Raw genomic sequence first — 13656 nt, forward strand, 5'->3', positions numbered from 1 at the left:
GCTGGGTGAAGCGCTGCGGCGCAACAATGCCGCGACGCGTCAGATTCGACGTCTGCTAACAAATGTAGTCCTGTAGTGCGGCGAGCCGGACGTGGCACATCGACACGGTGTGTTTTTGCACAACGACCGCGTTGCCGTGGCGCCGATCTGGGATGCTCAACATGGCTTGAAATGCGATGGGGCTTCCTGCAAGATCGACGTCCGATCCCTTTTTACTGTTCGAGGTGAACCCATGCAGTTGATCGGTATGATGGACTCCCCCTACGTGCGTCGCGTCGCGATTTCGCTCCATGTGCTGGGGCTCGAGTTCGAGCACCGCAGCATTTCGGTATTTCGGCAGTACGACGAATTTGCTCAGATCAATCCCGTCGTGAAGGCGCCGACCTTCGTCGACGACGACGGCACCCAGTTGATCGACTCGACGCTGATCCTCGACTATCTGGACCGCAAAGTGCCCGCCGCGCGGCGGCTCATGCCGGAGGAGGCGCAGGAGCGGACCTTCGCGCTGCGCGTGAACGGTTTCGCGCTCGCGGCCATGGAAAAGACGGTGCAGCAGGTCTATGAACGCCAGTTGCGCCCCGCCGAGCGCCAGCACGAGCCGTGGTTCGAGCGCGTGAACGCCCAGATGCACGCGGCCTGGACCGTACTCGACCAACTCGTTGCGGGTCGCGACGGCTGGCTGTGCGCGGGCCGCATCACGCAGGCCGACATCACCGCGGCCGTTGCGTGGCGTTTCAACCAGTACATGCTGCCCGGCTGCGCTGATCCCGCCCGATATCCGGCGATTGCCGCGCTTTCCGCACATGCCGAGACACTGCCGGAATTCGTCGCCACGCCCCTCGACTGAAGCGCGTCCGCACGGCCGGGATTCGCCCAAAGCCGCGTGGCGCGGCCGCGCGCGATGCCCGGCGAACACGGCGGACCCCGCCGCCGCAACCCTTGTTTCCACATTCGGGTCGATTGTTTGCGATTCTCGACAAGTGACTTCGCTGGCGGCCCATTTATCCACGCACGCCGCATTCCTAGAATGACAACCATGGAATGACCTTGCGTCAGGAGGACGCGGGGCATGCAGCGGGAGCGGTCATGAAATCCTTTATCGAACGACAGTTATATCAGCCAGCATTGGTCCTGCCGATGGTGGACCTGATGCAGCTGATGGTGTCGCACGACTTCAACATGGGGCAAATCGGCCTGATGATGGCGACGCGCGGCGCGCGCGCCGCATTCCTGCGCTCGCGCGAACTCTGGAACGCGGGCCACGGAGAATGTGCGGCCACCGATTGTGTGCACTGATTGTGTGCTGATTGCACGCACGCGGAGCCTCAACTTCAACGATTGAATATCCAGTCACGGATTCACCGAACGCCTGACGCAAGCGTGTCCGAAGTTCGCCGATCCCCCTGACGCGCAGCGGCTTCGCCCGTTTGCTGTTGCGACGTCACCCTGTGAGCCGCCTCGGCGTGCGAGGCGGCTCTTTTTTTGCCCCTGCGCTCCCCTTCGCAACACGTGCCAATGCGTACCCGATTCGCACAATCACGCTGCGGGCGGTGGCTAGTCGTCGCGCGTAAGATGGCGCGATCGGCCGCCTTTCGCGACTCGCGGCTCAACTCGCGTCAACGGCAAAGGAGAGCGGCATGGCACAACGTTTCGATGCGATCGTGATCGGCACGGGGCAAAGCGGGCCGCCTCTCGCGGTGCGGCTTGGCAAGAGCGGCCGCAAGACCGCGGTGATCGAGCGCGCGTCATTCGGCGGGACCTGCGTGAACGTCGGCTGCACGCCGACCAAGGCCTACGTCGCCTGCGCGCGTGCCGCCCATGTTGCGCGCCATGCGGCGGACTTCGGCGTGCAAATCGGCACGGGCGCGCAGCCCGCCGACGTGCGCGTCGATCTCGCCTTCGTGAAGGCGCGCAAGGAGCGCATCATCGGGGCGTCGCGCGACGGCGTCGAGCAGTGGCTGCGCCATGCGCCGAACGTCACCGTGTTCAAGGGTCACGCGCGCTTCACGGGCGCCCACACGGTGCGCGTGGCTGCGCACGACGGTGCGCAGGTCGATCTCGAAGCGCCCGAGATCTTCATCAACACGGGCACACGCGCGCTGATTCCTGCCATTCCCGGCGTCGAGACGATCCGCTACGAGACTAACTCGACGCTGCTCGCGCTCGCGCAACTCCCCGAGCATCTGGCGATCTGCGGCGGCAGCTACGTGGCGCTCGAATTCGCGCAGATGTTCCGCCGCTTCGGCAGCCGCGTGACGGTGCTCGTGCGCGGGCAGCGCGTCCTCGCACGCGAGGACGAGGATTATTCGCGCGCGGTCCAGGACGTGCTCGCGCGTGAAGGCGTGGATTTTCGCTTCGGCGCAGAGCCGCGCAGCGTTGCGCCGCTAGATGGCCAGGCTGGCGTGCGCATCGCGCTCGACAGCGGTCCGCTCGACGTTTCGCACCTGCTCTTTGCGACCGGGCGCCTGCCTAACACTGACGATCTGGGGCTGGACGCGGCGGGCATCGAGCGCGACGCCCACGGGCTCATCGCCGTGGACGGCCAGTTGCGCACGCGCGTAGAGGGCATCTGGGCGCTCGGCGACGTGAATGGCCGCGGCGCGTTCACGCACACGTCATACGACGACTTTCAGATCGTCGCGGCGAATTTGCTGGACGGCAAAGCGCGCAGCGCCGACACACGCATTCCCGCCTACGCGGTGTTCGTCGATCCGCCGCTCGCGCGCGTCGGCATGAATGAGCGCGAAGTGCGCGAGCGGGGCAAACCCGCGCTCATCGCCACCATGCCGATGTCGCGCGTGGGCCGCGCGCGCGAACGCGGCGAGACGGACGGCTTCATGAAAGCGCTGGTGGACCCGCAAACGCAACGTATTCTCGGCGCAGCGATCTTCGGTATCGAGGGCGACGAGGCGATCCACACGTTCATCGACACGATGACGGCCGACGCGCCCTATACGACGCTGCAATACGCGATGCACATCCACCCGACCGTGAGCGAGCTGGTGCCGACCTTGCTCGACGGCCTGAAACCTCTCGAATGAGCGCATTGGCATGAACGAACCGAACACGGTTGCATTCGGCAATCTCTTCGCAGGCATCGACGCAAATGCCGAGGATGAGCGCTTCGACACGCTCGTTTCGCGTGACGGGGTGCTGATCGAGCGCATCGTCTCCACGGGCCAGGCGAGCCCGCCGGGGTTCTGGTACGACGATGCGCGCGAGGAATGGGTGGCGCTTCTCGCCGGCGCGGCGACGCTGGAATTCGAGAACCCGGCAGTGCCGCCGCGACGCCTGCTGCCCGGCGACTATGTGCACATCCCGGCGCACTGCCGTCATCGCGTGTCATGGACCGATCCGACCGTGCCGAGCGTCTGGCTCGCGGTGTACGTCGGCGCAGCGCCTGAGGAAGGCGACGGCGAGGCGTGAGCGCGGCGATAATCGGCAGGATTCAACCGAAACGCAACGTCATGTCCGCGAAACATCCGCTACGTGTTGCACTGGTTTCCGACACGCACAATCTGCTGCGTCCGGAGCTACTCGCCTTCGTCGAGGGCGCGGACGCCATCTTGCATGCGGGCGACATCTGCGATCAGCGCGTGCTCGACTCGCTCGCGGCCATCGCGCCGCTCACCGCCGTGCGCGGCAACAACGATCATGGCGCGTGGGCCGAGGCGTTGCCGGTGCAAACGACCGTCGCGTTTGCTGGGGTCCGGCTTGCGGTGGTCCACGAACTACCTGACCTGCAGGGCGATCCTGCTGGCGAAGGCATTGCTGTGGTCGTGAGCGGCCATTCGCACAAGCCCGCGCTCGAAACGCGCGAGGGCGTGCTGTACGTGAACCCCGGCAGCGCGGGGCCGCGCCGCTTCAAGTTGCCGATCTCGGCAGCGATGCTGACGATCGGCGACGACGGCGCATTGGACGTCGAGCACGTCAACCTCGTCGAATAGGCTCAAGCGAGCGCGCAAGAAAAAAGGCCAGCACGACGCTGGCCTTTTTTGCGTTTCAGTGGTGCCCTATCAGGCGCGCACGGCGTTGGCGACGGCGTATTCCTCGTCGAGTTCGCGCGCGAGACGCACCCCGCGCAGCACCGCGTGCGCTTCCGCCCTGGTGCTCACGCTCGGCGCCGAGCCCGGCAGCGGGCGGCGCGCCGTTTCATGCAGCGCCAGCACCGAAACGATGCCGATCACGGCTGCGCCCATCAGGTAGTACGCGGGCATCATGAGGTTCTGCGTGTGCTCGACGAGCCATGCCGCCACGAGCGGCGTGGTACCGCCGAACAGCGACACCGAGACGTTGAAGCCGATGGCGAGCGCGCCGTAGCGGATCGCGGTCGGGAACAGCGCCGGCAGCGCCGAGGGCATCACGCCCGTGAAGCACGAGAGCAGCGCGCCGAGAATCAGGAGGCCGAAAAACACCGGCACGAGCGCGCCCGTCTGGATCAGCGTGAGCGACGGGATCGACAGCAGGATCAGGCCCACGCAGCCCGCGAGCATCACGGGCTTGCGGCCCACGGCGTCGGAGAGGCGGCCGAACGCGAGCGTCATCGGCATCATCAGCACCATCACGATCAGCACGAGGAAGAGGCCGTGCGTCTCGTTGAAGTGCAGCGTCGCCGAGAGGTAGCTCGGCAGGTACGACAGCGCCATGTAGTCGGTCACGTTGAAGATCAGCACGAGACCCACGCACAGCAGGAAGGGGCGCAGATGCTGTGTGAGGAGCGAATGCAGCGTGAGCTTGGGGCGCGTGTGCTCTTCGGCCTCGCGCAGTTCCGCTTCGCGCTTGAACGCCGGCGTTTCCTCGAGTTTCATGCGGATATAGAGACCGACGAGGCCGAGCGGGCCCGCGATCATGAACGGCACGCGCCAGCCCCAGTCGAGCAGTTGCTGGTGCGAGAGCACGGCGGTCAGCACGGCAACCGTGCCCGCGCCGAACACGTAGCCGATCAGCGTGCCGAACTCGAGGAAGCTGCCCATGAAGCCGCGGCGCTTGTCGGTGGCGAATTCGGCGATGAAGGTCGCCGCGCCGCCGTATTCGCCGCCGGTCGAGAAACCCTGAACGAGGCGTGCCACGAGCAGAAGCGCCGGCGCGGCAATGCCGATCGACTTGTACGAGGGAATCAAGCCGATGGCGAAGGTGCCGCAGGCCATCATGATCATCGTCATCGCGAGCACGCGCTGGCGGCCGATGCGGTCGCCGAGCGGCCCGAACACCATGCCGCCGATCGGGCGCACGACGAACGCGGCCGCGAATGTGCCGAACGTGGCGATGAGCTGCGCCGAGGGGCTGCTCGACGGGAAGAACACCTGGCCGAGCGTGACGGCGATGTAGCTGTACACGCCGAAGTCGAACCATTCCATGGCGTTGCCGAGCGCCATGGCGCCGACGGCGCGTTTGAGGAGGCTTTTGTCGACGATCGTGATGTCGTCGAGGGTAAGGTCGGTCTGGGCCGACGCGCCGGAAGTGGAAGCGGTCAAGGTCTGCATCTCCAATGACTGCGACGAACCCATGAGGGCCCGCCACGGTTGCCGGAGAGTACCGTTTCGCGATAGCGGCGACATTTCGCGCACGGCACGCCACGTTGCGTCAGCGACGAAGGCGGGCCGATGGTGCATCGCGCAAGGCGAGCGGCGCACGAAAGCAATGCTGAAGTGTCGCGAAACGACACTCGGACAAATTGTGTTTAACGTTGCGCCTGCGTGGCCGTGGATGGGGAGCAGGGCGCATGAGGACGCTGGACCGGCACGAGGTGCCTCGGATTGCCTGGTCAAAGCGCCACTGAAACGAAAAAGAAGCCCGCGTGGCGGAGCGTTCCTTTTGTCATATGCGCATTCGGAATGATGGCGTTTTTGGGCGCCGTGCCGAATGCAATTGATGGCTAATGCCTGTTGAACGAGGCCACATGTTAGCACGATAACGGAAGATCGCGCAAACCCAAGTATCTGCGGGGATTCGGGGCGCGGACTGGAAGCCCCACGCGGCGGGGGATTGCGCCGTTTCGATGGAACCGTTTCCGCGCCCTGGAATGCGCATGAAGCGCATAAAAAAACCGCGCCGGGGGCGCGGTTTTTGCAGGGTAACCGGTTGCGTGATGCGGCTCAGGGACGGATCCCGGTGCGCATCGCGAGGCCTTAGCCTTCGGTCGGCGGCACGTAGCCCGAAGCCTGGTCGGCGCCTTCGCCGAAGAAGAACTTCTCGGTCTGCTTCATCAGGTACTGGCGCGCGCGCGGATCGGCCATGTTCAGGCGGTTTTCATTGATGAGCATGGTCTGCTGCTTGAGCCACTGCTGCCATGCCTCTTTCGAGACGCTTTCATAGATGCGCTTGCCGAGTTCGCCCGGCAGCGGCGGAAAGTCGAGACCTTCGGCTTCCTTGCCGAGCTTCGCGCATTGGATCATACGGGCCATGCTGTGCTTCTCCTGTAGTCGTATGTGTGGGTGGCGGCGCGCTCAGAGCTGTTTCATCAGCACGAGCGATTTGCGCTGCCAGTTATAGAGGCGGCGGCGGTCTTCGGGCAGGTCGTCGACCGTTGCCTTGACGAAGCCGCGCTTCAGGAACCAGTGTTCGGTGCGCGTGGTGAGCACGAAGATGCGCGTGAGGCCGCGCGCCCGTGCACGCTGCTCGATGCGGCGCAAGAGACGTTCGCCGTCGCCGGAGCCTTGTGCTTCGGGAGAGACCGTGAGGCACGCCATTTCGCCGATACGCTCCTGCGAGTACGCGTAAAGCGCCGCGCAGCCGAACAGCACGCCATCGTGCTCGATCACCGAGAAGTGGTCGATGTCGCGCTCGATCTGGTGACGCCCGCGCCGCACGAGTGTGCCGTCGGATTCGAGCGGCTCGATCAGCGTGAGAATGCCGCCGACGTCGTCAGGCGTGGCTTCGCGCAGGCTTTCCAAATTCTCGTACGAGATCATGGTGCCCACGCCGTCGTGCAGGAACAGTTCGAGCAGCAAGCCGCCGTCGAGCGCGTAGGGAATGATGTGCGCACGCCCCACGCCGCCGCGGCACGCGCGAATGGAGTGCTTCAGATAGAAGCCTTCGTCGCCGAGCACCGTGCCGCCTTCTTGCAGCTTGTAGGCGTCGTCGAGCGACATTTCGCGGATCAGCTCGCCTTCCTCGTCGATCAGGCCCTGCGTTTCCGTAAGGAAGACGATCTTGTCGGCGCGCAGCGCGATGGCTGCCGCCGAGGCGACGTCTTCCATCGACAGATTGAACGCCTCGCCCGTGGGCGAAAAACCGAGCGGCGAGAGCAGCACGAGCTTGCGGCTCGCGAGCGAGTGGCGGATCGAATCGGCGTCGATCTTGCGCACGACGCCCGTGTGCTGGAAGTCCACGCCGTCGAGAATGCCGACCGGCCGCGCCGTCACGAAGTTGCCCGACACCACGCTGATGTGCGCGTGCGCCATCGGCGTGTTCGGCAGACCCTGACTGATCGCGGCCTCGATGTCGAGACGCACTTCACCGGCCGCTTCCTTCGCCGATTCGAGCGCGCGGGCATTGGTGATGCGCATGCCGTGCGAGAACTCGGACTCGACGCCGTGCAGGCTCATCTGCTCCTCGACCTGCGGGCGCGAACCGTGCACGAGCACGATCTGGATGCCCATGGCCTGCAAGAGCGCGATGTCGGCGACGAGCGCGTTGAGCAGGTTCTGGTGCACGACCTCGCCGCCGAAACCGACGACGAACGTCTTGCCCTGGAACGCGTGGATGTAGGGCGCGACCGATCGCATCCAGTCGACGAACTGCGCGTGCTGCGCCATGATCTGCGAGTCGGAATCCGCAGCGGCGGCGGAGGCCGGCGCGCTGGCAGTAGCGGGGACGAGGTCGGTTTGGGAATTCATGCCCGGGATTATAATGCGCCCCCATGTCGAATGTACCCAAAAGACCTGCCTCGGCGCAGGGCAGCAACACCCCGGCCGGGAAGGAAACGGCGCAGGACGGCGCGAAAGCGAAAGGCGCGGCGCAGAAGTATGGCGACGGGCAAAAGCTCGCGTCGACGGACAAGCTTGCCGCGCTGATGGGCGGTGGCGCGTTGGGCGGCGCGCGCGTGCAGGACAAGCGTGCGGAGCAGAAGCAGCCACAGGCGCAACAGCAGACGCCGCCGCGCGCGGAACAGCGCCCGGATCAGCGACCGGATCAGCAGCCGGATCAGCAACTGCATCAGCAGCCTGAGCAGGGAAACGAAACGAAACCCGCGCCGCAGTCGCCGTCACAATCGCCATCGCGAGGCGAACCGCGTGCGGAGCGCAGCGCCGCTCAGCCGGCCAGGCGACGCGAGGCGCGCGACGATCGACGCCCGGCGCAGCGAAACGAGCCACGAGATCGCCCGAACGAATCGCGCGAGGCACGCGCCGAGGCGCCGCGCAATCAACCGTCGCGCGCGCAGCAACCTCCGAAGCAGGCGAAGCCGCAGAACCCGCCGAATCCGCAGCGATCCGCCAAGCCGAAATCCGAACACGCGCCGCGCCCCGGCAGTGAAGGCGAACGTGATCGCGCGCCGCGCGCCGAACGCCAGGAACGTCCGCCGCGTGCACCACGCGCGCACATCGAGCCGAACAAGGTTCCGCCCATCACGTTCCCCGAAGCGCTGCCGGTCTCCGGCCGCCGCGAAGAGATCGCGCGTGCGATCGCACAGAATCAGGTCGTGATCGTGAGCGGCGAAACGGGCTCGGGCAAGACCACGCAGTTGCCGAAGATCGCGCTCGCGCTGGGTCGCGGCCTCGGCGCGGGCGGCACGGGTTTGATCGGCCATACGCAGCCGCGCCGGATTGCGGCCTCGGCCACGGCGCGGCGCATCGCCGACGAACTCAATACGCCGTTCGGCGAAGTGGTCGGCTACAAGGTGCGCTTCACCGACAATCTCTCGCCGGGCGCCTCGGTCAAGCTCATGACCGACGGCATCTTGCTCGCGGAGACGCAAACCGATCCGCTGCTCAAGGCCTATGACACGATCATCATCGACGAGGCGCACGAGCGTAGCCTGAACATCGACTTCCTGCTCGGCTATCTGAAAGAGATTCTGCCGCGCCGGCCCGACCTCAAGCTGATCGTGACGTCGGCGACCATCGACGCCGATCGCTTCGCGCGCCACTTCGGCAGCGAGGAAAAGCCCGCGCCGGTGATCGAGGTGAGCGGCCGGCTGTATCCGGTCGAAGTGCGCTATCGCCCGGTGCAGGAAGACAGCCCGGCGGTGAAGAACGCGCAGGGCACGACGGGCCGCGAAAAGAGCGGCAAGTCTCAGCGCGACACCGATCGCGACCTGATGGAAGCCATCGTCGATGCCGTCGACGAACTCTGCCGCGAGGGCTCGGGCGACGTGCTCGTGTTCCTGCCCGGCGAGCGCGAGATTCGCGACGCCGCGGAAGCACTACGCAAGCACCATCCGCCGCACACGGAAATCCTGCCGCTATTCGCGCGGCTGTCCGCTCAGGAGCAGGAACGCGTCTTCAAGCCGTCGAATGCGCGCCGCATTGTGCTCGCGACCAATGTGGCCGAAACGTCGCTCACGGTGCCGGGCATCCGCTACGTGGTCGATACGGGCCTCGCGCGCGTGAAGCGTTATTCGTATCGCAACAAGGTCGAGCAGCTGCAGATCGAGTCGATTGCGCAGGCGGCGGCGAACCAGCGCGCGGGCCGTTGCGGGCGCGTCGCGGACGGCATCTGCATCCGGCTGTACGAAGAAGCGGATTTCATCGCACGGCCGCGCTTCTCTGATCCGGAAATCCTGCGCTCGTCGCTTGCCGCCGTGATTCTGCGCATGAAGTCGCTGCATCTCACGGCGATCGAGACGTTCCCGTTCATCGAGCCGCCGCCGGGCCGCGCGATCGCCGACGGCTATCAGCTGCTCAACGAACTCGGCGCCGTGGACGACGACAACGCGCTCACGCCGCTCGGCCGCGAACTCGCGCGCCTGCCGCTCGATCCGCGTGTGGGACGCATGATTCTCGGCGCACGCGACGAGCAGGCGCTGCGCGAAGTGCTCATCATCGCGAGCGCGCTGTCGGTGCAGGATCCGCGCGACCGACCGATCGAGGCGCAGGAGCAGGCGGACCAGGCGCATCGCCGTTTTGCCGACGAGCGCTCCGAATTCCTGCAGTGGCTCAAGATCTGGGCCTGGTTCGAAGAGGCCGTCGCGCACAAGAAGTCCAACCGGCAACTGCTCGATGCGTGCCGCGCGAATTTTCTGTCGCACTTGCGTCTGCGCGAATGGCGCGACGTGCATTCGCAATTGCTGACCGTGGTGCGCGAGCATGGCTGGCGCATCAACGAAGCCGACGCGACCTACGAGCAGATCCATCACGCGCTGCTCACGGGCCTGCTCGGCAATATCGGTCTGAAGGCCGACGACGACCCGCATTACCTCGGCGCGCGCGGCATCAAATTCCATCTGTGGCCGGGCTCGGCGCTCGTGAAGAAGGCGGGGCGCTGGGTGGTGGCCGCCGAACTCGTCGAAACGAGCCGCCTCTACGCGCGCTGCATCGCGAAGATCGAGCCCGAGTGGCTGGAGAAGGTCGGCGCGCACTTGTTAAAGAAGTCGCTCTCCGAGCCGCATTGGGAAAAACGCGCGGCGCAGGTGAGCGCGTTCGAGCGCGGGGTGCTGTATGGCCTGCCGGTGTATCAACGCAGGCGCGTGGCGTTCGGCAAGCAGGACCCGGCGCGCGCCCGCGAACTCTTCATTCGCGGCGCGCTCGTGGAGGGCGAGTTCGACACGAAGCTCGCGTTCTTCGCGCACAACCGCAAGCTGCTCGCCGATATCGAGCAACTGGAGCACAAGTCGCGCCGCCAGGATGTGCTGGTCGACGATGAGCTGATCTACGGCTTCTACGATCAGGCGATTCCGGAAGGCATTTACTCGGGCGCGTCGTTCGAGCGCTGGTATCGCGACGAGGTGAGGAAGGGCGGCGAGCCCGAGGACAAGCTGCGTCTGTTGTACCTCTCTCGCGACGACCTGATGCGCCATGAGGCGGCGGGCGTGACGACCGAGCTGTTCCCGAAGCGCATGACGATGTCGGGCGTGGCGATGGCGCTCACGTATCACTTCGAGCCGGGCTCGCCGCGCGACGGCGTGACGCTCGCGGTGCCGCTCTACGCGCTCAACCAGGTCGATGCGCGCCGCTGCGAATGGCTCGTGCCGGGCATGCTCAAGGAGAAGGCGCAACTGCTGCTGAAGTCGCTGCCGCAGAAGCTGCGCCGCCACTGCGTGCCGCTGCCCGAGTACGCGGCCGGCTTCGCGGAGCGCGTGGGCGGCGAGCGTTTCGGCGCGGGCGGCCTGCTGGAAGCGCTGATCGCCGACGTGCGCGAGCAAAAGCAGATCGCCCTGAAGTCGGCCGACTTCAAGCTGGAGACGCTGCCCGCGCACCTCTTCATGAACTTCAAGGTGATCGACGAGCACGGTCGCCAGCTCGCGATGGGCCGCAACCTCGCGCAACTGCGCGCGGAACTCGGCGCGCAGGCGCAGCAGCAATTCCAGAAGCTCGCGAGCGCGACGGCGCTCGCGGCACTGGAAACGCATGCGCAGGGCGGTGAAGCACCGCAGAACGCTCAGGTCGAGCGCGATGCGACCGGCAACGCGCCGCAGAAGAGCAACGTGCCGCACACACCCGCGTCGGGCGACGCCGCGCCTGCCACGGCGCTCTACGAAAACCTCACGACGTGGAATTTCGGCAAGCTGCCCGAGCTGCTGGAAATCCGCCGCGGCGGACAAACGCTGTTCGGCTATCCCGCGCTCGTCGATCGCGGCACGCATTGCGACGTCGAGGTGTTCGATTCGCCGGAGGAGGCCGCGCGCATCCATCGCGCGGGGCTGCGCCGGCTCTTCGCGCTGCAGTTGCGCGAGCCGATCCGCTACCTGGAGAGGAACCTGCCGGGCCTGCGCGAGATGGCGATGCAGTTCATGGCGCGCGCCACGCAGGAGGAGCTGCGCGACCAGCTGGTCGAACTCGCGCTCGATCGCGCCTGCCTGCAAGACCCGCTGCCCGACGACGACGCGAGCTTCCACGCACGCAAGGATGAAGGCCGCGGACGCCTTTCGCTGCTCGCGCAGGAAATCGCGCGGCTGGTCGGGCAGATCCTCGCGGAATACGCATCGTTGGCGAAGAAGCTCGTGCAGGCCAAGGCCTTTGGCGCGCCGGCCGCGGACATGCAGGCGCAGGTCGACGCGCTCATCAGCAAGCGCTTCATTCTGGAGACGCCCTATGCACAGCTCGTGCATTTCCCGCGCTACCTGAAGGGCGTCGCGCTGCGCATCGACAAGCTGCGCGCCGACCCCGCTCGCGACGCGCGCCAGGCCGCCGAATTCCAGCCACTCGCGCAGCAGTATCAGCGCGCGCTCTCGCAGCGCGGGGGCGTGTTCGATCCGCGTCTTTCGGAGTTCCGCTGGCTCCTCGAAGAACTGCGCATCTCGCTCTTCGCGCAGGAATTGCGCACGCCGATGCCGGTCTCGGTCAAGCGCCTCCACAAGGTATGGGAATCGATGCAGCGATAAAGCGCATTGCGGGCCATAACAGTTCTTCAAAATTGTTCGAAAAAGGGGCGCTCAATTGCGCCCCTTGCATATTTCAAGGGCTTTACGTCAACCTTGCTTGCGGGTAGACGTTCTACAATCACGAATCTGCCCGGGAACGATTCTTCATGCCGAACAACAACACCTTTAGCCGCGTCGCCGCCAAGGCCGCAACGTTTGCGCTCGCTTGCGCAGCGACGGTTGCCACTTTCGCCTCCACGGCCGCTTACGCGAACAACATCATCGTCCTGAATTCGGGCGAAGCCACGTTGAGCCTCATCGACGACAAGACGCACGAAGTCGTCGGCACCGTGCCCACGGGCAAGGAACCGCACCACCTCTTTCCCACGCCGGATAACACCTCGCTGATCGTCGCGAACTCGGTGTCGAACAACCTCCTGTTCGTCGATCCGAAGACCGGCAAGCCGCAGCGCTGGGTCGAAAACGTCGAAGACCCGTACCAGCTCGGCTTCTCGCCCGACCGCAAGTGGTTCGTGACCACGGGCCTGCGCCTCGACCGCCTCGACATCTACAACTACGCGGGCGGCAGCAACGTCACGCTCGCCAAACGCCTGCCGCTCTCGGCCATGCCGAGCCACCTGGCGTTCACGAACGACAGCCGCACCGTGTTCGTTTCGCTGCAGGTTTCCGGCGAAATCGCCGCGGTCGATCTGCCGACGCAGAAGGTGCTCTGGAAGATGAAGGTCGGCGCCGCGCCGGCTGGCCTGTGGCTCACGCCCGGCGACAAGTACCTGCTCGTCGGCATGACGGGCGCCGACTACGTGGCGGTGGTGGACTGGCGCAACCAGAAGATCGTCAAGACGATCCAGGTGGGCAAGGCCGCGCACAACTTCCGCTCGCTCGTGGACGGCCGCCATGTGCTGGTGTCGAGCCGCGTGGCGAACGTCATTAGCATCATCGACGAGGACACGCTCGAAAAGACCGGCGAGATCAGCGGCCTGATGCCCGGCCCCGACGACATGGAGCTGACCGCCGACAAGCGCTATCTGTGGGTGACGTTCCGTTTCGCGAAGCACATCGGCCTCATCGACATGCAAACCAGGAAGCTCATCAAAACCATCGCCGTGGGCCGCTCGCCGCATGGCATCTACTTCTACGATCGCGCGCCCGTCACGGCGCCGAACGGAGCTTAAGGC

General features: G+C 65.7%; 10 protein-coding genes. 7 read left to right on the forward strand and 3 right to left on the reverse strand.

The genetic code is table 11. The annotated features are described in order from the left end of the window. Positions 1 to 232: 232 nt before the first annotated feature. From ACOJB8_RS30905 to ACOJB8_RS30925, 5 genes are all read left to right on the forward strand, one after another. Entirely contained in the window at positions 233 to 847 is a 615-nt protein-coding gene (locus tag ACOJB8_RS30905; protein WP_475015995.1) for a glutathione S-transferase family protein, read from the forward strand. A 239-nt stretch (positions 848 to 1086) separates the two neighbouring features. Then, a complete protein-coding gene (locus ACOJB8_RS30910; RefSeq protein ID WP_069268200.1) occupies positions 1087 to 1296 on the forward strand; it encodes a hypothetical protein in 210 nt (69 codons plus the stop codon). 341 nt (positions 1297 to 1637) lie between these two features. After that, positions 1638 to 3041 (forward strand): FAD-containing oxidoreductase, encoded by a 1404-nt coding sequence (locus ACOJB8_RS30915; RefSeq protein WP_475015997.1) that lies wholly within the window; start codon positions 1638 to 1640, stop codon positions 3039 to 3041. Between the two features lie 10 nt (positions 3042 to 3051). Further along, positions 3052 to 3426 (forward strand): cupin domain-containing protein, encoded by a 375-nt coding sequence (locus ACOJB8_RS30920; protein WP_069268158.1) that lies wholly within the window; start codon positions 3052 to 3054, stop codon positions 3424 to 3426. Positions 3427 to 3467: 41 nt separating this feature from the next. Next, entirely contained in the window at positions 3468 to 3947 is a 480-nt protein-coding gene (locus ACOJB8_RS30925; RefSeq protein WP_475015999.1) for a metallophosphoesterase family protein, read from the forward strand. 69 nt (positions 3948 to 4016) lie between these two features. On the opposite strand, the gene proP is transcribed toward ACOJB8_RS30925, so the two are convergent. The 3 genes from proP to argA all read right to left on the reverse strand — a co-directional run bounded on the left by proP (position 4017) and on the right by argA (position 7838). Continuing rightward, positions 4017 to 5474 carry a glycine betaine/L-proline transporter ProP gene (gene proP, locus ACOJB8_RS30930; RefSeq protein ID WP_475016001.1) on the reverse strand — a complete coding sequence of 486 codons (1458 nt, stop codon included), beginning with the start codon at positions 5472 to 5474 and terminating at the stop codon, positions 4017 to 4019. Between the two features lie 654 nt (positions 5475 to 6128). Continuing rightward, on the reverse strand, positions 6129 to 6404 hold the full coding sequence (locus ACOJB8_RS30935) for an oxidative damage protection protein (RefSeq protein ID WP_069268157.1): 276 nt from the start codon (positions 6402 to 6404) through the stop codon (positions 6129 to 6131). A gap of 42 nt (positions 6405 to 6446) precedes the next feature. Next, positions 6447 to 7838, reverse strand: a complete 1392-nt coding sequence (gene argA, locus ACOJB8_RS30940; protein WP_342945914.1) for an amino-acid N-acetyltransferase — start codon at positions 7836 to 7838, stop codon at positions 6447 to 6449. A gap of 23 nt (positions 7839 to 7861) precedes the next feature. Here argA and hrpA point away from each other — a divergent pair, with 23 nt between their 5' ends. Together hrpA and ACOJB8_RS30950 are read left to right on the forward strand one after the other, a co-directional pair. Next, entirely contained in the window at positions 7862 to 12481 is a 4620-nt protein-coding gene (hrpA, locus tag ACOJB8_RS30945; RefSeq protein WP_475016003.1) for an ATP-dependent RNA helicase HrpA, read from the forward strand. Positions 12482 to 12627: 146 nt separating this feature from the next. Beyond that, the gene (locus tag ACOJB8_RS30950; protein ID WP_368617710.1) at positions 12628 to 13653 is read left to right on the forward strand and encodes a YVTN family beta-propeller repeat protein; all 1026 of its coding nucleotides are present in this window, start codon (positions 12628 to 12630) and stop codon (positions 13651 to 13653) included. Positions 13654 to 13656: the final 3 nt, after the last annotated feature.

This window comes from Paraburkholderia sp. BR10141 (assembly GCF_056155635.1).